Annotated in this window: 12 protein-coding genes and 5 pseudogenes; 6 read left to right on the plus strand and 11 right to left on the minus strand. The window is 69.8% G+C overall.

Going from position 1 to position 21,337, the window contains the following annotated elements; genetic code table 11:
* Window positions 1-53: 53 nt before the first annotated feature.
* Both ACFQE0_RS22205 and cysG read left to right on the plus strand, forming a co-directional pair.
* Window positions 54-2,712, plus strand: a pseudogene (locus tag ACFQE0_RS22205) (nitrate reductase).
* A gap of 188 nt (window positions 2,713-2,900) precedes the next feature.
* A pseudogene (gene cysG / locus ACFQE0_RS22210) lies at window positions 2,901-4,372 on the plus strand (siroheme synthase CysG).
* Here the strand turns inward: cysG and ACFQE0_RS22215 are convergent.
* The 4 genes from ACFQE0_RS22215 to ACFQE0_RS22230 all read right to left on the minus strand — a co-directional run bounded on the left by ACFQE0_RS22215 (window position 4,369) and on the right by ACFQE0_RS22230 (window position 8,810).
* Complete coding sequence (locus tag ACFQE0_RS22215; RefSeq protein WP_378973497.1) at window positions 4,369-5,823, minus strand: MDR family MFS transporter; 1,455 nt, start codon at window positions 5,821-5,823, stop codon at window positions 4,369-4,371. The pseudogene cysG and the gene ACFQE0_RS22215 overlap by 4 nt on opposite strands.
* Before the next feature lie 7 nt (window positions 5,824-5,830).
* Window positions 5,831-7,099: a phosphoribosylamine--glycine ligase gene (gene purD / locus ACFQE0_RS22220; RefSeq protein WP_378973500.1), complete on the minus strand. Its 1,269-nt coding sequence runs from the start codon at window positions 7,097-7,099 to the stop codon at window positions 5,831-5,833.
* Window positions 7,100-7,195: 96 nt separating this feature from the next.
* Window positions 7,196-7,504, minus strand: a complete 309-nt coding sequence (locus tag ACFQE0_RS22225) for a hypothetical protein (RefSeq protein ID WP_378973502.1) — start codon at window positions 7,502-7,504, stop codon at window positions 7,196-7,198.
* A 79-nt stretch (window positions 7,505-7,583) separates the two neighbouring features.
* Window positions 7,584-8,810: an oxalate decarboxylase family bicupin gene (locus tag ACFQE0_RS22230; RefSeq protein ID WP_378973504.1), complete on the minus strand. Its 1,227-nt coding sequence runs from the start codon at window positions 8,808-8,810 to the stop codon at window positions 7,584-7,586.
* Between the two features lie 160 nt (window positions 8,811-8,970).
* Here ACFQE0_RS22230 and ACFQE0_RS22235 point away from each other — a divergent pair, with 160 nt between their 5' ends.
* A complete protein-coding gene (locus ACFQE0_RS22235; protein WP_378973506.1) occupies window positions 8,971-10,227 on the plus strand; it encodes an efflux RND transporter periplasmic adaptor subunit in 1,257 nt (418 codons plus the stop codon).
* 12 nt (window positions 10,228-10,239) lie between these two features.
* Here the strand turns inward: ACFQE0_RS22235 and ACFQE0_RS22240 are convergent, their stop codons facing one another.
* The 5 genes and pseudogenes from ACFQE0_RS22240 to ACFQE0_RS22260 all read right to left on the minus strand — a co-directional run bounded on the left by ACFQE0_RS22240 (window position 10,240) and on the right by ACFQE0_RS22260 (window position 15,501).
* Window positions 10,240-11,175, minus strand: a complete 936-nt coding sequence (locus tag ACFQE0_RS22240) for a dihydrodipicolinate synthase family protein (RefSeq protein WP_378973509.1) — start codon at window positions 11,173-11,175, stop codon at window positions 10,240-10,242.
* Window positions 11,176-11,332: 157 nt separating this feature from the next.
* Window positions 11,333-13,573 carry a xanthine dehydrogenase family protein molybdopterin-binding subunit gene (locus tag ACFQE0_RS22245; protein ID WP_378973511.1) on the minus strand — a complete coding sequence of 747 codons (2,241 nt, stop codon included), beginning with the start codon at window positions 13,571-13,573 and terminating at the stop codon, window positions 11,333-11,335.
* A 10-nt stretch (window positions 13,574-13,583) separates the two neighbouring features.
* Window positions 13,584-14,623, minus strand: a pseudogene (locus ACFQE0_RS22250) (FAD binding domain-containing protein).
* Window positions 14,620-15,111, minus strand: a complete 492-nt coding sequence (locus ACFQE0_RS22255) for a (2Fe-2S)-binding protein (protein ID WP_378973513.1) — start codon at window positions 15,109-15,111, stop codon at window positions 14,620-14,622. The pseudogene ACFQE0_RS22250 and the gene ACFQE0_RS22255 overlap by 4 nt, the downstream one beginning before the upstream one ends.
* 132 nt (window positions 15,112-15,243) lie before the next feature.
* Complete coding sequence (locus tag ACFQE0_RS22260; protein WP_378973516.1) at window positions 15,244-15,501, minus strand: hypothetical protein; 258 nt, start codon at window positions 15,499-15,501, stop codon at window positions 15,244-15,246.
* A gap of 152 nt (window positions 15,502-15,653) precedes the next feature.
* Between ACFQE0_RS22260 and ACFQE0_RS22265 the strand changes: the two are divergent.
* The 3 genes and pseudogenes from ACFQE0_RS22265 to ACFQE0_RS22275 all read left to right on the plus strand — a co-directional run bounded on the left by ACFQE0_RS22265 (window position 15,654) and on the right by ACFQE0_RS22275 (window position 18,710).
* Window positions 15,654-16,909, plus strand: a pseudogene (locus ACFQE0_RS22265) (sensor histidine kinase).
* Between the two features lie 201 nt (window positions 16,910-17,110).
* The gene (locus ACFQE0_RS22270; RefSeq protein ID WP_378973518.1) at window positions 17,111-17,524 is read left to right on the plus strand and encodes a hypothetical protein; all 414 of its coding nucleotides are present in this window, start codon (window positions 17,111-17,113) and stop codon (window positions 17,522-17,524) included.
* 25 nt (window positions 17,525-17,549) lie between these two features.
* Entirely contained in the window at window positions 17,550-18,710 is a 1,161-nt protein-coding gene (locus tag ACFQE0_RS22275) for a hypothetical protein (RefSeq protein WP_378973520.1), read from the plus strand.
* 194 nt (window positions 18,711-18,904) lie between these two features.
* Here ACFQE0_RS22275 and ACFQE0_RS22280 read toward each other — a convergent pair.
* Together ACFQE0_RS22280 and cobF are read right to left on the minus strand one after the other, a co-directional pair.
* Window positions 18,905-20,547: pseudogene (locus ACFQE0_RS22280) on the minus strand (DEAD/DEAH box helicase).
* Window positions 20,547-21,332: a precorrin-6A synthase (deacetylating) gene (gene cobF / locus ACFQE0_RS22285; protein WP_378973523.1), complete on the minus strand. Its 786-nt coding sequence runs from the start codon at window positions 21,330-21,332 to the stop codon at window positions 20,547-20,549. Before cobF ends, ACFQE0_RS22280 begins: the two are co-directional and overlap by 1 nt.
* Window positions 21,333-21,337: the final 5 nt, after the last annotated feature.

Genomic DNA, 21,337 nt, shown 5'->3' on the forward strand with positions numbered 1-21,337 from the left:
AATCCGGCCCGCGTCTTGCTCGCAACGCCGGAACCACACCCGAGGAACTCGTCATGACCGCTGAGGTCCGCACCACCTGCCCGTATTGCGGCGTCGGCTGCGGCGTACTGGCGACGCCCGACGGGCAGGGGGGCGCGAGCGTCGCGGGCGATCCCCAGCATCCCGCCAATCTCGGGCGGTTATGCTCCAAGGGCTCGGCCCTCGGCGAGACGCTGTCCCTGGAGAACCGGCTACTGCATCCCCGCTCAACGGCGAGCGGGTCTCGTGGGACGCGGCGCTCGGCACCGTCGCGGCGGAGATGCAGCGGGTCGTGGACCGGCATGGGCCGGAGGCCATCGCCTTCTACCTGTCCGGCCAGCTTCTCACCGAGGATTACTACGTCGCCAACAAGCTCGCGAAGGGCTTCGTCGGCACGCCGCATGTCGAGACCAATTCGCGCCTGTGCATGTCGAGTGCAGTCGCGGCCCACCGCCGGGCCTTCGGCTCGGATACGGTGCCCGGCTGCTACGAGGATCTGGACGAGGCCGACCTCATCGTCTTCGTGGGCTCGAATGCGGCGTGGTGCCATCCCGTCCTGTTCCGCCGCATGGCGGATGCCAAGGCGCGGCGCGGCACGAAGTTCGTGGTGATCGACCCCCGCCGCACACAGACCGCACAGGAAGCCGACCTGTTCCTCGGGCTGAAGCCCGGCAGCGACGTGGCGCTGTTCTCCGGCCTGCTCGTCTACCTCGTCGAGAACGGCTTCAGCGACCGCGCCTTCGTTGACGAACACACCGCGGGCCTCGACACCGCCCTCGACCGCGCCCGGCAGATCGCCCCGGATCAGGCCGCCATCGCCGCCGCGACTGGCTTGAGCGAGGGCGAGATCGGCGCCTTCTATGACCTGTTCGCGCGGACGCGCCGGGTCGTCACCGCCTTTTCCATGGGCGTGAACCAGTCGATGCAGGGCACCGACAAGGGCAACGCCATCATCAATTGCCACCTCATCACCGGCCGGATCGGCGGGGTGGGGCAGGGGCCTTTCTCCCTCACCGGCCAGCCCAACGCCATGGGCGGGCGCGAGGTCGGCGGCCTGTCCAACATGCTCGCCGCGCACATGCATTTCGCGCCGGAGGAGGTCGACCGGGTGCGCCGCTACTGGAGCGCTCCCCGGATCGTCACGGGCGAGGGGATGAAGGCCGTCGCCCTGTTCGAGGCGATGCATGCGGGCAAGATCAAGGCCCTCTGGGTCATGGGCACGAACCCGCTCGTGTCCGTGCCCCGTGCCGACCGGGTGCGCGAAGCCCTGGCCGGGCTCGATCTCCTCGTCGTCTCGGACATCATGGCCGATGCGGATACCGCCCGCGCCCGGGGGCGCACCACCGTGCTGCTCCCGGCCCTCGGCTGGGGCGAGAAGGACGGCACGGTGACGAACACCGAGCGGCGGATCTCGCGCCAGCGCCAGTTCCTGCCGAGCCCCGGCGAGGCGAGGGCCGACTGGGCGGTGCTGGCCGAGGTCGGCCGTCGCCTCGGCCACGGCAGGGCGTTCGACTTCCCCAACGCGGCGGCGGTGTTCCGCGAGCACGCCGCCCTCTCGGCCTTCGAGAATAACGGCACGCGCGACTTCGATATCGGCGCCCTCGCCGAGCTCACGGAGGGCGCCTACGAAGCGGCCGCGCCGGTGCAATGGCCCCTGCCGAAACGAGGGGCCAAGCAGGGCAAGCCGCGCTTCTTCGCAGATGGGCGCTTCTACACGTTCGATCGCCGCGCCCGGTTCGTGGCGGTCCAGCCCCCGGCCTCGCCGAGGCGGCGGGCGGGGAGACGCCCTTCGTGCTCAATACCGGCCGGGTGCGCGACCATTGGCACACCATGACGCGCACCGGCAAAAGTCAGCGCCTCTCGGCTCATCGCGCCGTGCCCTTCGTCGAAATCCACCCCGATGACGCAGCCACGTACGGGCTCGCGGAGGGCACCATCGCCCGCGTCGGGACGGCGCATGGCGCGGCCGAACTCGAAGTGATGATCACCGACGCGGTGGCGCCGGGCCAGCTGTTCATGCCGATGCACTGGAACGGCGCCTACGCCTCGGCGGCGCGGGTCGGTGCTCTGGTGCGCGGCGTGCCGGACCCGGTCTCGGGCCAGCCGGAGCTGAAGGCGACGCCCGCCGCGATCGAGGCCGTGGCCTACCGGGCGCGGGGCTTCGTGCTGTCGCGGGATCTCGTCCGCGTGCCCGAGGGCTGGTGGTGGGCGCGGGCCGCGATCAGCGGCGGATGGGGCGTTCAATTCGCCACCCATGACGGTTCGCGCGAGGTCGCCCTGGCCCTTCGTGGAATGGTCCAGGGAGCGGGCTTCCAGCTTGCCGAATACGCCGACCATGCGCGCGGCCGCTATCGCTGCGCCGTCTATGACGGGGCGCGCCTCGTCGCGAGCATCGCCGTGGGGCCTTACGAGGCTCGTCCCGATTGGGAGGCCGCCAAGGCCCTCTTCGCCACGGGCGAGCCGGAAGCGGCCGAGCGCCGCGCCCTGCTCTCGGGCCGGGCGGCGACGGAGGCGGCGGGCCCGGTGGTCTGCGCCTGCCACGGCGTCGGCCTCGATGTCATCGCCGCCACCATTCGGGACGGAGCGGGCAGCGTCGAGGCAGTGGGTGCCGCCTGCAAGGCCGGGACGAATTGCGGCTCGTGCATCCCAGAGATCCGCAAGCTGCTCACCGTCACGACCGCAAAAGCGGCATGATTGGTGATAGAAGCAGTTCTTGGAAAACACGCCTGTCCCACCTGTGCCCTCATCCTGAGGTGGCCGCGGAACGGGCCTCGAAGGTGACCTCCAGAAGCCTCGGCGTTTCCTGGAGCCCTCCTTCGAGGCTGCTTCACAGCACCTCAGGATGAGGGCGGGGGAGGGGACGAGGCTACGGACATAGACCAGTGAGCGACACCCCCACCCCCCGTCCCCAGCGCGCGCCCCGCGAGACCCGCTCCGCCGGGCTCGAACCCCTGGCCGTGCTGCCGGTCTTCGTGCCCCTGCGCGGCAAGCGGGTGGTGCTGGCGGGGTCCTCCGGCGGGGCGCCGTGGAAGGTGAAGGTGCTGGCGGCCGCTGGCGCCCATGTCGATGTCTACGCCGCCGAGCCCTCGGACGAGTTGCGCGGCGTGCCGGGTGAGATCGTCGACGGCCATGTCACCCTGCACGAGCGGCACTGGACGCCGGACGACCTCTGGGGCGCTGCCTTCTGCGTCGGCGCCATGGAGGACGAGGTGGATGCGGTGGCCTTCGTCGCCGCCGCCCGCGCCACGGGCGCTATCGTCAACGCCGTCGACCGGCCGCATCTCTGCGACGTGAAGTTCGGCGCCATCGTCAACCGCTCGCCCCTGGTGGTCGGCATCTCGACCGAGGGTGCCGCCCCGGTCTTCGGGCAGACCGTCCGCGCGCGGATCGAGGCGATGCTGCCGCGCGGCTTCTCCCGCTGGATGGAGGCCGCCAGGGATTGGCGCGAGCGCGTCACCGGCCGCTTCCCGGCTTCGCCGACCGGCGCTTCTTCTGGGAGCGCTTCACCGAGCGCGCCTTCGCCGAACCCGACCGCACGCCGCAGGAAAGCGATCTCGCGGAACTGCTCGGCGAGACCGAGGTGGCACCGAAAGGCGGGGCTGTGACCCTGGTCGGCGCCGGGCCGGGCGATGCCGAACTCCTCACGCTCAAGGCCCTTCGGGCGCTCCGCAATGCCGACGTGATCCTCTACGACGACCTCGTTGCCCCGGCGATCCTCGATTATGCGCGCCGTGAGGCTCGCACCATGCTCGTCGGGAAGACGGGGCACGGCCCGTCCTGCCGACAGGACGACATCAACGCGCTGATGGTGCAGCTCGCCCGCTCGGGCAAGCGGGTGGTGCGGCTCAAATCCGGCGACCCGCTGGTCTTCGGCCGGGCCGGGGAGGAGATCGAGGCGTGCCGTCAGGCGGGTATCCCGGTCACGGTGGTGCCCGGCGTCTCGGCGGCGCAGGGCGCGGCGGCCTCCCTCGGCCTCTCGCTCACCCATCGGGATGCGGCGCGGCGGCTGCAATACGTCACCGGCCACGACCGCAAGGGCGGCCTGCCGGACGACCTGAACTGGAACGCGCTGGGCGATTCCAGCGTCACCACCGTGGTCTACATGCCCAAGCGGACGCTTGGCGCGCTGCTCGGCCGCGCGGTCGAGGAAGGACTCTCGCCCGAGACGCCCGCGCTCCTCGTGTTCAACGCCACGCGTCCGAACCAGGAGGTGGTGCGCGGTACTGCCGCCGACCTCGCTGCGCGGGTCGAGGCGGCGGGGCTGGAAGGCCCGGCGCTGCTCATGGTTGGGCGGGCGCTGGCCGAGGCGGAGGAGAACCGCGTGGTGGCGGAGGATGAGCGCCGGGCGGTTTAGCCCTTCGCCGGACGCTCGCCGAGCGGTCGCTCTTCCAACAGTGCCAGGAAGAGGAAGGTCAGGGCAAGGCAACCACAGGCCGCCAGGAAGACATGCCGGAACCCGGCCGCGAGCAGGGCCGGGTCGGCGCCCCGCAGCAGGCTTTCCAGGTCGGCGCCCCTCTGGCCCGCTGCCGCGCCCAGCACGATGGTGCCGAACACCGCCACGATCAGCGCACCGCCGAGGGAGCGAAAGAAGTTCATGGCGGCCGTCGCGATGCCGAGCTGGTGCGGCACGACGGCGTTCTGGATCGTGATGGTCGAGAGCGGCAGGATCGTTCCGACGCCGATCGACAGGAAGGCGAAGGCGATCTCCATCAGCCAGAAGGGCAGGGTGTCGCCGTAGACAGCCAGCAGCGCACAGGCGGCGAGGCTGACGCCCATCATGACCAGCGGCACCCGCTTGTAGTGCCGGAAATACAGCATCGAGCGGCCCGAGAGGGTCGCCCCGGTCACGGTGCCGATCATCAGGGGCACCAGGGCGAGGCCGGACTGGCTCGCGCTCAGCCCCACCACGCCTTCGAGGAAGATCGGCACGTAGATCGTGAGGCCGATGAACGTGCCCATGGCGAAGCACGCTGAAAGCGTGGCGCAGGCCACGACCGGGTTCGCGAGCACGGAGGCCGGGATCAGCGGCTCGGCCGCCGTCATGAGCCGGGCCACGAACCCACCTCCGAAGACGAGGGCGGCGGCCATGAGGCCGAGCACCGTGGGCGAGGTCCACGCCTCGTGCACACCGCCCCGGCTGAGGGCGAGGAGGAGGGCGGTGGAGCCGAGCACGAGGAGCACCGCGCCGGGATAATCGAGCCGGTGGCGCCGTTCGTTGCGCGGCAGGAGCTTCAGCTTGTCGTTGGTGAGCCAGAAGGCCAGGAAGCCGATGGGCAGGTTGATCCAGAAGATCAGCGACCAGTGGACATGCTGCGCGAGCACGCCGCCGAGCAGCGGCCCGGCAACGGAGGCGGTGGCGAACACCCCGGCGATATAGACCTGATACCCCGCCCGCTCGCGGGGCGACATGATGTCGGCGAGGATGGTCTGCGACAGGGCGATCAACCCGCCGCCGCCGATCCCCTGGAGGGCGCGGGCCAAGGCCAGGGCGATCATGGTCGGGGCGAGGGCGCAGGCGAGCGACCCCACGCTGAAGATCACGATGGCGATGAGCAGCATCACCCGCCGCCCGTGAATGTCGCTGAGCTTGCCGTAGAGCGGCGTGACGGCGGTCGAGGCGAGAAGGTAGGCGGTGACGATCCAGGGCAGGTTCGCGGCATCACCGAGATCGAGCCCGATCGTCGGCATCGCGGTCGCGACGATGGTCTGATCGAGGGCGGCGAGCAGCATCGCCGCCATCAGCCCGGCCACGATCGCCCGGATCTCGTGCCGGGCGAGCCCGCCAGCCGTCGCCTGTTCTGTCATGCGGGCTCTATGAGGCTTCCCGGGCGATCGCGCGATAGCCGATATCCCGTCGGCAGAAGCCTTCGGGCCAGTCGATCCGGGCCACGGCCGCGTAGGCGCGGGCCTGAGCTTCGGTGACGCTGTCGCCCAGCGCCGTCACCGCGAGCACGCGCCCGCCATCGGCGAGGATCTTGTCCCCCTCGGCGCGCGTACCTGCCTGGAAGACGTGGACCCCCTCGCCCTCGGCCGCCTCGATGCCCCGGATCACCGATCCGCGCACCACGGCGCCGGGATAACCCGCCGCCGCCATCACGACGGTCAGGGCCGTGCGGCAGGGATCGGATTCGAGCGTCACGCCCGTCAGGTCGCCGTCGCAGGCCGAGAGCAGGGCGGGCACGAGGTCCGAGGCGAGACGCGGCATCAGCACCTGCGCCTCGGGATCGCCGAAGCGGGTGTTGTACTCGATGAGCTTCGGACCTTCGTCCGTCAGCATCAGCCCGGCGTAAAGGATGCCGGTGAAGGGGCATCCTTTGGCGCGCATGCCCGCGAGCGTCGGGTTGATGATCTCGGCCATCACCCGCGCTTCGATCTCGGGCGTCACCACCGTCGCCGGGGCGTAGGCGCCCATGCCACCGGTATTAGGGCCGCGATCCCCGTCGAAGACGCGCTTGTGGTCCTGGGCCGTGCCGATCGGGATGGCGCGGGTGCCGTCGCACAGGGCGAAGAAGCTCGCCTCCTCCCCGAACAGGCACTCCTCCACCACCACCTCCGCGCCGGGCTCGGCGAAGAGGGCGTTGAGCGCGTCCTCGGCCTGGTCGAGGCTTTCGGCCACGGTCACGCCCTTGCCGGCCGCGAGCCCGTCCGCCTTCACGACGATGGGCACGCCCTTCTCGCGGACATAGGCCAGCGCGTCGTCGAGGCTGGTAAAGCGGGCGAAGGCGGCCGTGGGGATGCCGTATTCGGCGCAAAGGTCCTTGGTGAAGCCCTTCGAGCCTTCGAGGCGCGCGGCGTCGCGGGTCGGCCCGAAGGCGCGGATCCCCGCCTCCGTCAGGTCGTCCACGAGGCCTGCCACGAGGGGCGCCTCCGGCCCGATCACCACGAGGCCGATCCGCTCGGCCCGGCAGAACGCCGCGACCGCCGCATGGTCGGAGACCTTGAGGTCGGGAAGGTTTGTGCCGTGGCGGGCCGTGCCCGGATTGCCGGGGGCGGTGAAGAGGTCCGCGCAGAGGGGACTCTGCGAGAGGCGCCATGCGAGCGCATGCTCGCGGCCACCGGAGCCGATCAGGAGAATTTTCATGTGCGAGCCATCATCGCACTCGGTTCTGAACCGATCGCGTCCGCGAGGGAAGGGCCTTTCTGGACTTGTCCCGTCCCCCGCCCGGACTGATCTAGATCAACACCCGGTGCAGATGCTGGTGTTGAGCCCGTGCCGCCGCCCCACCGCCCGGTGGCCGCGCCGCCCGAGCGGCGCGTAGAGGCCGGGATCGACGACGGCGGGTGGGCTGAACTGCACGTTGCGCTGCGCCTGCATGGACAGGGTGTTGAAATCGGAGGTCCGCTGCTGGTTCATGCTGCGGAATTGGCTCTGCAGGGCGAAGGAGTTGTTCGCCGCATTCGGGTTGCCGGGCTGGACCTGCGCAAGGGCAGGCCCGGCCAGGAGGCCGAAACACAGGGCGGTACCGAGGACGAAGCGGGTTCGCATGGGAGCCTCCCGACGAGACCGTGGCATGGTGATGATCATACAATCGACTCGCGCGCCCCGCACCCGGTTCCGGGGCGCGTCATCCGGGCACGACTGGGTTCTTACGCTCTGGCAAGCCGTCGACCTGCGCGCGATCGAGCTTCGTATGAGCCTGGACCAGGGCATGCGGGGTGAGCGCCATCCATTGGGCGAGTGAGATGTCGGCGTAGCGCGGGCTCTTGAACATCTCGAGAAAGGTCAGGGTCTCGCGTCCCGTGTTCTCGATGTAATGGCCCATGGCGAAGGGCACGTAGCCCACATCGCCCGCGCGGTAATCGAAGGTGCGCGCCTTCGATTCCGAACCGAACACCGTCATCCGGCCCTGGCCCGACAGGTAGTATTGCCACTCGTCGCCGTTCGGATGCCAATGCAGTTCCCGCATCCCGCCGGGCTCGATCTCCACCAGGGCCGCCGCGATGGTGGTCGAGGCCGGGAAGTTGCCCGAATCGGTAATGCGCACCGTGCCGCCACGCGTGCGGACCGGCTCCTGCGCAAGCATCCTGTGGCTGAACGAGGTCGGGATGGGGCCTGCGCCGCCGAGCTTGTCATCGGCGAGAGGGCCGGGCTTCGGCCCGGGGAAGATGTAGAGTTCCTTGTCGGGGATGTTCGCGAAGGCGGCTTCGGGCAGGCCGAAATTCTTGGCAAGCACGTCGCGTGGGGTGTGCGCCAGCCAATCGGTGATCAGGAAGGTCGAGTCTTCCGAGAAACCGCCATCGTCGAAGACGAGGAGGAACTCGGAGCCATCCTCCGGCCCTTCGAGGCCCTGGATCGAGTGCGGGATGCCGGAGGGGAAGTACCACAGGTCGCCCTCACCCACGTCGTCGGCGAAGGTGCGGCCGTCCTGATCGATGGCGGTGATCCGGGCGCGACCCTTGATCATGTAGGCCCACTCGGCTTCCTTGTGCCAGTGCATCTCCCGCACTGCATTGGCCTTCAGGCGCATGTTCACGCCGGCCATCGCCTTCGAGACCGGTAATTCGCGGATCGTCGTCTGCCGCGCCCAGCCCCCGTCCTCCAGCCGCATGTGGCTGTCGGCGAAGGACCATTTCAGGTTCGGCATGGTGCCGTGGTCGGTGGCAGGCGGCGCCAGCGTCCAGGGGTCCTGCGCGTCGCGGGCGGGATTCTTCGGCCCCAGTACGTCGGCCCCCTTGCCGCCGCGCTCCGGCAGGGGAGCGGCGGGGGAGGGCGCCTGTGCGGCGGCGGGCGACGCCGCGAACGCGGTGCCAGCCGCAGCGGCGATTAGGCCGCGTCGGGACAAGTCCGTCATGGGGGGATCCGTGTCATGCTGCGAGGGCGCGCCGCGCCCGAGAGGACCCGGAAACGGCCGGGCACCCGGCTTTGTTCGCACGAGCGGAAAATCGTCGCGGACACCGCTCGGAAACACGCCTGCCCTAGATTGACCTCTTGGGCTCAGACCGGCGGAATCGATGGCGGACGCGGAGGCAGCCGGACGGGGGACGATGCGCGGCACGACGTGGCTCGTCCTGATCGCCCTCGCGGGGGCGGGTTTTGTCGGCTACCGGACGTGGTCAGAGCCGTCTCGCGCTGCCGTGCCCTCCGAGGCGGCGCGGCGCGGGCCTGTCACTGTCCGGGTCGCCATCGCCAAGCGGGCGGGGGACACCCTCGACCTGACTCAGACCGGCACCGCCCAAGCCTTCGACACCGCAAGCCTCTATCCGCGCGCCACCGGCTACATCGCCGAGCGGTTGATCGACATCGGTTCGCGGGTGAAGAAGGGCGACCTGCTGTTCCGCATCAGCGCCCCCGATCTCGATCAGCAATTGGCGCAGGCACAATCGCAGGTGGTGCAGCTTCAGGCCGCCCTCGCCCAGGCCAAGGCGATGGTCGATCAGGCGGAGGCGAACCGCCACCTCGCCGACGTGACCAACAAGCGGACCTCGACCCTCGCGGGTAGCGGCGCCGCGACGGCGCAGAACGCCGACACGGCCCGGGCGGGGGTGCTGACGCAGGGCGCGAACCTCGCCGCGGCCAAGGCGGCGGTGAAGGTCGCGGAGGCCAACATCACCGCGCAGGAGGCGCAGGTCGCGCGGCTGAAGGTCTTGACCGGCTTCGAGGATATCCGCGCGCCCTTCGACGGGGTGGTCACGGCGCGCAACATGGATATCGGCGACGCCGTGACGGCCGATACCAATTCCGGCACGCCGCTCGCCACCCTCGCCCGGGACGACACGCTGCGCATGGCGGTCAACGTGCCGCTCTATGCCGCCGACGGCGTGCGCGACGGGCTCCCCGCCCGCATCGAGGTCGCGCAGATGCCGGGGAAGGTGTTTCCCGGCACGGTCTCGCGCTCCTCCTCCTCGCTGCTCTACGCCTCACGCATCCTGGCGACGCAGGTCGATATCCCGAACCCGGACCACGCACTCCAGCCCGGCCTCTACATCACCGTGACGCTTGCGATCCCCCGCCCCGCGCCCGTGGTGAGCGTGCCCGGCGACGCGCTGATCTTCGACCAGAACGGCACCCGGGTGGCCGTGCTGGAACCGGCGGGCCAGGACGACTTCGTGGTGCGGATGCGCCCGGTGACGATCTTCCGCCAGGGCGATTCCGGCGTCGAGTTGCGCAGCGGCCTCACCGGCGGCGAGCAGGTGGTGGTCGGCCCCTCGGCCTCGTTGCGCGACGGCGACCCTGCCGCGCCACGCAAGGATGCCAAGGCCGGCACCTGACCGGCTGAGAGTCTAACCCGGCAGCCTGGCCCGACCGTCCGTCCGGGCGAGGCGAGCGAGCAGGTACTCGACCTCCTCCCGCGCCTGAGTGCTCAGCGCCTGGGACGGCTTACGCTGCGCGTCGGAGGTGAAGATCCCCCGCCGCATGAACACGTATTTCCGTACGGCGAGCCCCAGCGGCCCCTGCTGCTGCTCGTAGCGCAGATAGGGCAGGTGAACGTCGAACAGGTCATGCGCCTCGTCCCGGCGGCCCGCCTTGGTCAGGCGCACAACATCCACCAGCATCTCCGGGAAGGCGTAGCCGGTATTGGAGCCATCGACTCCGCGCTCCGCCTCGAAATCGAGGAACAGGCCGCCATTGCCGACGAGGATCGCGATGCGCCGCATCGACCCTTCCGCCTCGAAACCGCGCAGGGTGGTGATCTTCTCGAGCCCCGGCCAATCCTCGTGCTTGAGCATCACGCAGGACGGGTTCTCGGTCACGATCCGGCGGATCACCGTAGGACTCATCACCACCGAGAAGGTCAGCGGATAATCCTGAAGCACAAAGGGAACATCCGGCCCTAACGCCTCGGCCGCGTTGCGAAAATAGGTGACGATCTGGTCGTCTGTGCGGAGCGTGTTCGGCGGGGCGACCATGACGCCGCCCGCGCCCATGGCCATGACCTCGTGAGCCAGCGACCGCATGGCCGCGAAGCCCGGCGCCGTGACGCCGACGATGACCGGAAGCCTCGTCCGGCCGATCACCCGCTTGGCGATAGCCGTGCCTTCGGCATGGTCGAGTTTGCCCGCCTCGCCGAGCTGGCCGAGGATCGTCAGACCGTCGACGCCCGCGCCCTCGAAGAAGTCGACCATGCGGTCGAGGGACGCCTCATCGATCCGCCCATCCGGATGGAACGGCGTCGGCGCGATCGGCACGACGCCGCTGATGTCGCTGGTGAGGGGCATGGGAATCCTCGTCTCGCCTCGGCGCGGGGAGGGGTTCTAGCAGGCCCTTCACCGCCTTTGCGAGCGATGCGAAGGATCAAGGGGAGCGGGAGGCCACAGGCCATAGCGCTTCCCTGGCTCGCTTCGTTGCGTTCGCGGTGACGGGGGAGGAGGCTCCTCATCCCAGGAGCTTATCCAGCGTGATCGGGATGTCGCGCACTCGCACGCCCGTGGCATGCCACACGGCGTTGGCGATGGCCCCCGCCGTGCCGGTGATACCGATCTCGCCCACACCCTTCACGCCCAGCGCGTTCACCACAGAATCTTCCTCGGGAATGAGGATCGCCTCCATCGCCGGAATGTCGGCGTTCACGGGCACGTGGTACTCGGCCAAGTTGTCGTTGAGGAACCGGCCGGTGCGCGGGTCCATTTCCGCCCGCTCGTGGAGCGCGAAGGAGATGCCCCAGATCATGCCGCCATAATACTGGCTGCGCACGAGGTGCGGGTTGATGATGCGCCCCGCCGCGAAGGCCCCGACGAGACGGCTCACGCGGACCTGCCCGAGGTCGGGATCGACCTTCACCTCCGCGAAGACCGCCCCATGGGCGTGCATCGCGTAGGAGTTCTGCGCGGCCGGATCGGCGCCCGCCTTGCCCTTGCCCTCGATCTTCGACTTGCCCGCTCGGTTGAGGATGTCGGCGAAGGATTCGCTGCGGCTGGTATCGTCGCGGCGGGTCAGGCGGCCATTGGCGGCGGTGACGCCCGCATTGCCCGCGCCGAATAGCGGCGAGGCCTGATCGTTGACGGCGAGCGCCGTCAACTGGTCGATCACGTCCTTGGCCGCCGCGTGGATCGCGTTGCCCGCCGTAGCGGTGTGGCCGGAGCCACCCGCAATGCCCGCATTCGGCAGGTCGGACGAGCCCATGCGGAAGGTCAGGGTCTCCATGTCGAGGCCGAGCCCGTCGGCCGCGATCTGGGCGAGGGCCGTCCAGGCGCCCTGGCCCATGTCGAGGGCGCCGATCTCCACCGTGCCCGAACCGTCGGCCCGGATCTCCGCGCGCGCCATGCCCTCGAAGATCAGCGCCGGGAAGGTCGCGGTGCCGACGCCCGTGCCGACGAGGAACCCGTCCTTGTCCCGCGTTTGGCGGGGCTTCAGTGGGCGTCCGGCCCAACCGAAGGCCTGCGCGCCGCGCGCGTAGCACTCGCGCAGGGCCTTGGAGGAGAAAGGCTTGCCGGTGAAGGGCTCGACCTCGGCGTAGTTGGCCAGCCGGAACTCCAGCGGATCCATGTTGAGGTCGAAGGCGAGTTCATCGAGCGCGCTCTCGATCGCGACGCTGCCCGAGGCCTCACCCGGCGCGCGCATGAACAGCGGCGTGCCGGTATCGAGCCGCACCGCCTCATGGCGGATCGCGGTCGCCTTGCTGGCGTAGAGGGTCGTCGTCACCCGGCCTGCAGGCTCGAAGAAGTCGTCGAAACTCGACGAGGCGGTGAGGATGTGGTGGTCGAGCGCCGTCAGCTTTCCGCCCTCATCCACGCCGAGGCGCAGGGTCTGCCGGGTCGGGCCGCGATGGCCCATCGGCCCGTACATCTGCGAGCGGGTCGGCACGAGCTTCACCGGCTTGCCGACGAGCTTGGCCGCCATGCAGGCGAGTACCTGCGGACCCGCCGGAACACCCTTCGAGCCGAAGCCGCCGCCGAGATAGGGGCTTTCGATGTGGATGTCGGTCGGCTTGATACCGAAGAGGGCACCGAGCCGACCCTGCGCGATGGCGAGTCCCTGCGTCGGCATGAAAAGGTTCAGCTTGTCGCCATCCCAGCTCGCCACCGCCGCGTGCGGCTCCATGGCGTTGTGGTACTGGGCCGGCGTCTCGTAGGTCCCGGTGAAGGTCTTCGCCGCCGAGGCGAGGCCTGCTTCGACGTCGCCGTCCACCTGCTCGGCAGGGGCGCCGACGCCTACGGAAGACGGCGTGAAAACCTCGCCCGCATCGAGGCCAATGCGCGGGGCTTCCTCTTCATAGGTCGGGGCCAGCAACCGTGCGCCCTCGGTCGCGGCTTCCAACGTCTCCGCGATCACCACCGCGATCGGCTGGTTGGCGTAGCGGACCTTGTCGTTCTGCAGGACGTCGATCTTGAAGGTAAAGGGAACGTCCTTCAGGTCCGGGTCCTTGGCGAGTTTCGGTGCGTTCTCCGGGGTCATCACCTTGACGACGCCGGGATGGGCTTCCGCCGCCGCAACATCCAGGCTCTTCACCCGGCCGCGGGCGATCTTCGCCACACAGAGGGCCGCATGGAGTGTGCCGGGCGGCAGGTTGTCGGCGGCGAAGCGCGCTTGGCCCTTCACCTTCAAAGGGCCGTCCCTGCGGGTGAGGGGCTGGCCGATGCTCGATCCGTGACGGACCGGTTCGCTGGTCGAGGTCATGGGACGATCCTCAGACAATGCCGAAGGGGGAGGCGGGAAGCGCGGGAATGCGCGCGGGCGTGCCCGCTGCCGCCAGGGTAAGCGCTCGCACCGCCACGCGGCGCGCGAGCTCGATCTTGAAGGCGTTGGCCTCGCCCGTGGGCTTGGCTCCGTCCAGCGCCACACGCGCGGCTCGCGCGTACGCCTCGGGGGAGGGTGCCTGACCGGCGAGCGCGGCCTCGGCCTCCTTCACCCGCCAGGGCTTCAGGGCGAGGCCACCGAAGGCGAGGCGGGCCTGCCCGATCGTGCCGCCGTCGAGCGTCATCGCGGCGGCGGCCGAGACGACGGCGAAGGCGTAGGAGGTGCGATCCCGGACCTTGAGATAGCGGGCGTGTCCGGCGAACTGCGCCGCCTCGGCGGGGAGGGTGAGGGCGGTGATGAGCTCGCCCGGCTCCAGCACCGTCTCCCGCTCCGGATGATCGCCGGGCAGGAGGTGGAACTCGGTCAGCGGCACGGAGCGCCTGCCCCCTGCCCCTCGATCTCGACCGAGGCGTCGAGCGCGGCCAGCGGAACGCAGAAATCGGATGGGTGGGTGGCGATGCAGTGCTCGCTCCACCCCTGGACCGCATGGATCCGGGTCGCATGGCCGAGCGCCGCGCAGCCCGAGCCCGGCTGGCGCTTGTTGCAGGGGGAGACCGCGTCGGTGAAGTACTGGCAGCGGGTCCGCTGCATCAGGTTGCCGCCGACCGTCGCCGCATTGCGCAGCTGTGCCGAGGCGCCCGCGAGTAGGGCTTCAGCCACCATCGGATACGTCTTGGCGATGTGGGAGTCGTCGGCCACGTCGCTGTTGCGGACGAGCGCGCCGATACGCACCGAGCCGTCCGCTTGCGTCTCAATCCCCGACAGGCCGGGGAGACGGGTGATGTCGATGACCCGCTCCGGCGTCGTCACGCCGCCCTTCATGAGATCGACGAGGTTGGTCCCGGCGGCGAGGAAGGCGGCGCCGGGTTGGCGCGCGGCACCGATCGCCTCGGCGACGGACGAGGCGCGGGTATAATCGAAGCGGATCACGCGGCGTCCTCCCGATGCTCCATGCGGCCGCTTGCGTCCTTCACGGCCTCAAGGATGCCCGCATAGGCGCCACAGCGGCAGATGTTGCCGCTCATGCCCTCGCGGATGCGCTCGGGATCGGTCCCCGCCTGACCCTCGCGGATCAGGCCGACCGCGCTCATGATCTGGCCCGGCGTGCAGAAGCCGCACTGGAATCCGTCATGGGCGATGAAGGCGGCCTGGACCGGATGGAGGGCGTCGCCCTCGGACAGACCCTCGATGGTCAGCACCTCGGCTCCGTCGAGGCTGACGGCGAGTTGCAGGCAGGAATTGATCCGGCGCCCTTCCACGAGGACCGTGCAGGCGCCGCATTGTCCACGGTCGCAGCCCTTCTTGGCGCCCGTCAGCCCTAGCCGTTCCCGCAGCAGGTCGAGGAGGGTGATGCGCGGATCATCGAGATCGATGTCATGCGGCTTCCCGTTCAGGGTAAGCCTGATGGGTATCGTCATGGTGGAGTTCCGGCAGGTGCAGGCTGGAACGGTTACAAGTAGACGAACGAACCGGAGCGGCGAGCCCGCTTATCGGAGAAATGTGCGCAATCTCACGGAGCGCGCAGGGGCCCTCGCACCAGCTCACGTTCGTCAGCGCACAGCGCCGCGCAGCGCCTCCACCAGCGTCTCGACGGCCTCCTGAGCGTCCTGGCCCAGGTTGATCTCCGTCTCGCCCGCCTCGGCGAGACCGCGCTCGGTCAACTCCTCCACGCCTTTCGGATCGGCCTCGTGACCGTTGCCGTCCTTGCGCACTACCGAGGTGACGCGCTCACCGCTGACCAGCCGGTGATAAGCCGCGAAGGCCAGGATCGAGAGAGCGTGGTCGGATAAGCCCTTCACATCGGCCATGTGCGCGGTCCCTCAAATCTCGTTGGTGGTGTGCGCGCAACGCCCCGCCTCCGTGCGGGGTCCCGGCCAGGACGAAACGCCGCGTGGATCGTGATTCCGCCGCCGATCCGCGATATCGCCCGGTATAGTCCTGGTATAACCGTTCCGTCATCATGCCTGCCCGTCCCGATGAGCCGCGTATCGAGGAAGCCCCCGAGGACGCTTCGGTCGCGCCCCGCAGCCCCGCCGATTTCGAAGCGCGGCTGCGCCAGCAGGTCATCCTGTCCGAGTTCGGTGTCGAGGCTCTGCGGGGCAAGGATTTCAACCTGCTGCTGCAGCGGGCGACCGAACTCTGCGCGGAGGGCATGCGCGCCGAGTATTGCAAGGCGCTCGAATACCTGCGCGGCGAGGATACGCTGCTCGTACGGGCGGGTGTCGGCTGGAAGCCGGAGGTGATCGGCCACGCCACGGTCGGCGCGGACCTCGCCTCGCCGGCCGGCTTCGCCCTGAAGACCGGGCGGCCGGTCATCTCGAACCATCTCGCGGACGAGACGCGCTTCCGCACCCCGCAATTGATGGCCGATCACGGCATCCGCCGGGCGATCAACGTGCTGATCGAGAACCGGGACGGGGCCTTCGGCGTGCTGGAGGTAGATGACAGCCGCGAGGGCAAGTTCGACGAGGCGGACATCGCCTTCATGCAGGGCTTCGCCAACCTGCTCGGCAGCGCCATCGAGCGCCACCGCACGGAGGAATTGCTGCGCGCTTCCCTCGCCCGGCAGGATCTGCTCGCCCGCGAGATGAGCCACCGGGTGAAGAACAGTCTCGCCATCGTCGCGAGCCTGCTGACCCTCCAGGCGCGCTCGGCCGAGGGTGAGCCCGCCGTGCTGGCGGCCCTTCAGGATGCCCGCAGCCGGGTCGAGGCCATTGCCACCGTCCACGATCGGCTCTGGCGCCAGGGCGACCTCGCGGAGAAGGACGGGGCAGGGGAGGCGGTCCCCGGCGAGATCGACCTCGCGCCCTTCCTCGACAAGCTCGTGCTGAACCTCGCGAGCGGCGCCCCCGCCCACCGCCTGACCTGTGCCGCCGAGCCCCAGAAGCTCTCGGCCGACCTTGCCATCCCCATCGGGCTGCTCATCAACGAACTCGTCACGAACGCCCTGAAATACGCCTATCCCCTCGCCCGCTTCCCCTCCGGCGGCGAGATCCGGGTGAGGGCCGCGCGCGAGAAGGCGACGCTGGTCGTCGAGGTGGCGGATGACGGAATCGGCCTGCCGGAGGGGTTCGAGATCGGCCGTAGCTCGAAGAGCCTGGGCACCCGCGTCATCGCGAGCCTCGTCCGCCAACTCGGCGGTACCCTGACTCTCCCCCGAAGGAGCATGGCGCCCAGTTCCACCTCGTCGTGCCGTTGGAGAAGGGAATCGGCTGATTCGCGGCGCAGTCGAGCCTCATGTGACGAGCGAGATTGGCGAATTAAACCACTGCGCGAATTGCTTTTTGGTACACAACCTAAGGCATAGGTTGATGTCGCAAAATCGGCCGGGGAGGGGCCTTCGGACCGTGAAACGCTGGTGCCTTCAGCAGGCGGTGCCTATCCCATGGACCTCCCCGTCCCTGGAAGAGGCCCCGTATGATGATCCGGCTCGCCGCCGCCCTCGCCACGACCCTTGGTGGCGATCCCTCTGCCGGGGCGCCGCCCGCCGCCTCCCCCGTCTACGACCTGGAACGGATCGTCCCGCGCGGTGAGGCACGGACGATCGCTTTCTATGCCTCGCTCTTCCCCGATTGCACGCCGCAGGGGCCGGTGGTGATCCGCGTGCTGTCGCAGCCTCACCACGGAAAGGTGACGATCGAGACAGGGCAATCCTTCACGAGTTTCGTGGCCTCTTCGCCCCTGGCGGAGTGCAACACGCGCAAGGTGTCCGGCCAGCGGATGGTCTACCAGGGGGCGGAGGGGTACGAGGGGGTGGATTCGTTCCGTATCCTCGTCATCAACCCCGACGGGACAGGCTACGAATCCACGGTGAGGATCGCGGTGCGCTAACGGCGCCCGGCGGCGCAAGGGCTCGATGGACGCCATAACCGAGCGAGAGCTGGGAAGCGGAACGGAGTACGGAGCGGTCGCCTCCCTTGCGGAGCGGCTCCATGGCTTCCGCAGCCTCGGCGACAATTGCGAGTTCGGCTTCGTGCAGCGTTATGGCGGCGTGGAGCCCTCCGGCCTGCTACGCTTCGCCTACACGCCGATGGAGGATCTGATCCGCGGCCTGCGCTGCGGCTTCGAGGATCTCGGCGCGCCGGGCGATCTGCACCTTTCGGTGAGCCAGGGCGGCACCTTCTACTGCCACAGCCGGGCCTACAACATCTGGGCCAATACCGGGCAGACGCCCGATAGCATCACCCCGGAGACCCTGCTCGACCGGGAGTACGGCCGCCTCGCCCATCTCAAGCGCAAGATGCTCGACGAGCTGGCGACAGGCTCGCACATCTTCGTTCGCAAGGTGGCGCAGGATGAGCCCCAGGTAGATTTCGACCGGCTCGCCGAGGCCGTGTGGGCGCATGGTCCCGCGACGCTGCTGCGCGTGACGGAAGCGGGGCCGGGCTGGCGGCCGGAGCCGGTGCGATGGGCCGGGGACCGTCTGATCGAGGGGAGGGTGCGCCGCTTTGCGCCCCTCGATACGGCCTGGGAGACCGATCTCGAACCCTGGATGCATCTCGTGGATTCCGCCTGGTCGCTGGTGCGGGGCGTGCCCGCTACGGACCTGGGTGAGGGCGCCTTCCAATCGGCGATGCCCCTGCCCGGCGGCCTGCGCCGCCATGCGGGCCGCCGCCGGGAGCCCGGCTTCCACGGCTTCACGCGGATGGTCGACCGGGCCGCGTTCGATCCGCAGGCGATCTACACCTTCGCCTCCTGGGTCTGGATCCCCGAGGCGTTCTCCGGCACGCGGATCCAGGCCGCTGCGGGCTATGCCCGGCTGGCGGGTCTCGATGCCGACCTGACCCGGCGCGACTGCTGGCAAAAGGTCTGGGCCTCGGGCCGCCTCACCCATGCCGAGCGCGAGCCGGTCGGCCTCGCCATGATCGGCAGCCGCCGCGACCATTTCTGGTCGGCGGGCGCCCGCTTCGTGCGCGGGCCGATCCCGGAGCAGGGGCAGACACCGCACTGGCCGAAACCACCCAAACCGTTGTCACTAGGAGACCTTTTGGCGAGACTGCAAGCCCGTTTGGGATAGCCCTCGGCCACCAATCCAGAGTTCGCATAAGATATATTATGGAACTTGAATGCCGTGGGAGGGCTACGGGGAGGGGTATAGTTAACGTTGTTAACCATACCTGCCCAGAGTGGCGGATCCCTGAACCGCCCTGGTGACGCTCACGACGAGACAGGGATTTCCGTGCGGGTGAGGGCTGTTGGAGCCCCCTGCCCTCAGGCGGCGCGGTCGACGAAACGGTGCACGTCGGCGAGGATGCGGCCGTCGGCGGCGCGGCAGGACAATTCGCGGGACAGGGCCTTGTCGGACAGGCGGATCTCCGTTGGGCCAGTCAGGGCGTCGATGCCGGCCAGGAAGCCGGCCGCGTCGAGGGGCGCGTCGCGCCCGCCGCCGAGGCCGCGCCACCACAGCACGGCCTTCTCGCGCTCGTAGCCGCGCCCCTCCGGCCGTAGCCGCACCCGCCAGGAGCCGTCGGCCCAGGTCAGCACCACGTCGAGCCCGCCCGGCGCGGGTTCGAGGCTCCATTCCGTCACGGGATGCCACGCCCCGTCCGCACGCGGCGTCGGGGCGAGGGTGGAGTCCGAGAGGATCGCCAGTTCATCCTCAGCGGCCGGGTCGTGGCCCGGCTCGCGCTCGGCCTCCGGCTCGGTCCAGCAGGCCTCGCAGGTCGAGGCGTTGAGGGCAATGAGCGCGCCGCATCCGGGGCAGGGCTTGGCACGCAGGCCCCCTGCCCCGCCGCGTACCGCCTCTGCGGTGCGGACGGTGACGGCATCGACCGGGCCGTGCATCCGCACCAGCCCGGCATAGTCGAGGATCAGCGCATCGTCCTTGCCGGGCGCCCGGCGCAAGGCTCGACCGACCTGCTGAACGTAGAGACCGGTGCTCCGGGTCGGTCGCAGCAGCGCCACGAGGTCCACCTCCGGCGCGTTGAAGCCGGTGCCGAGCACACCGACCGATGTGAGACAGCGGATCCGGCCAGCCCGGAACTCCGCGACGATCCGGTCGCGCTCACGCTTGGGCGTACCGCCATCCACGGTCTCGCAGGAATAGCCCTCGGCGCGCACGGCGTCGCGCACGGCGGCGGCATGGGCGAGCCCGGCGCAGAAGGCGAGCCAGGAGCGGCGCTTGGCCCCGTATTCCGCCAGCTCGGCCACCGCCGCACGGGTGATCCAGTCGCGGTTCACGGCCGCTTCCAGCTCGCTCGGGATGTAATCGCCCCCGCGACGGCCGACCCCGGTCACGTCGAGTTGCGTCAGCGTCGCCTTGGACACCAGCGGGGCGAGATAGCCCCGGCGGATCAGGTCACCGGTATCGGCCTCGTAGGCGATACCGGTGAACAGCCGTCCCGGCCCCTCGTCGAGCCGCCCGGAATCGAGCCGGTAAGGCGTCGCCGTGAAGCCCGCGACGCGCATCGACGGGGTGAGGGCGGCGAGCCCTGCGAGAAAGCGGCCGTAGCGGGTCTCGGCCGAGCGTGGGATGAGATGCGCCTCATCCACCACCACGAGGTCGCGTGGGCCTATGGCGTCGAGCCGGTCCGCCACGGACTGGATCGAGCAGACCAGTACTTGCGCGCCCGCCTCGCGCCGCCCGAGCCCGGCGGAAAAGACGCCGGCAGGCGCCTCGGGCCAATGCCGCTTCAACTCCGCGAGGTTCTGCGCGACGAGTTCGCGGCTATGGGTGACGATGGCGACGCGGGTGAGGGGCTTCCGCTCCAGTGTCTCGCGGGCCAGCGCCGCGATCACGAGCGACTTGCCAGCCCCGGTCGGCAGGACGACGAGGCGGCCCGCCTCCCTCCCCGCGCCCATGCGCCCTCGAGCGCATCCAGACTCGCCCGCTGATAGTCCCGTAGGCGCAGCATCAGGGACTCCCGAAGGACGAGCCCTGCGAAGCCCGCGACAGCAGGTAGATATCCATGATCCACCCGTGCCGCGCCCGCGCCTCCGCCCGTAACCGGAGGATCTCCTCCGCGACGCTGCCGAGCCGCCCGGCGACGAGGATCTCGTCCGTGCTGCCGAGATAGGCGCCCCAATGGATGGTCAGGTCGGGATCAAGCCCGGCGAAGCTCGGATCCCCGTCGAGCATCACGACCACGCTCTCCGCGCCCTCCGGCCATCCCGACGCGAGGCGTCGGCCGGTGGTGATGCAGATCGCCCCGCCGATGGCGTTCAGGGGTACGGCGTGGCGGGCACAGAGCACCTGAACGCTCGAAATGCCGGGGATGACCTCGTAGGCGAGGGGCAGTCGGCCACGCGCTGCGATCCGCTCCAAGATGCGCAAGGTGCTGTCGTAGAGGGCGGGATCGCCCCAGACGAGGAGGGCGCCGATCTCCCCTTCCCCCAACTCCGCGAAGGCCGCCTCCAGCCGCTCGGCGCGGGCGGCGTGCCACGCCTCGACGGTCGCGCCGTAATCGGTGGGGTTTCGCTCGCGGGGCGGGTCGTCCACGCTGACGAGGCGGTAGGGACGGGCGATATGCGCCGCGCAGATCCGCTTGCGGATCGCCACGAGATCGGCGGTCTCGGCCCGCTTGTCGAGGACGAACACGGCGGCCACGTCGGACAGCGCCCGCACCGCCTGCAACGTCAGGTGCTCGGGATCGCCCGTGCCGATGCCGACGACGCGGAGGGTTCTGACGTGCTCGCTCATGTCGG

Origin of the sequence: Methylobacterium komagatae (genome assembly GCF_042661665.1) — a bacterium.
GTDB classification, from domain to species: Bacteria; Pseudomonadota; Alphaproteobacteria; order Rhizobiales; family Beijerinckiaceae; genus Methylobacterium; species Methylobacterium komagatae.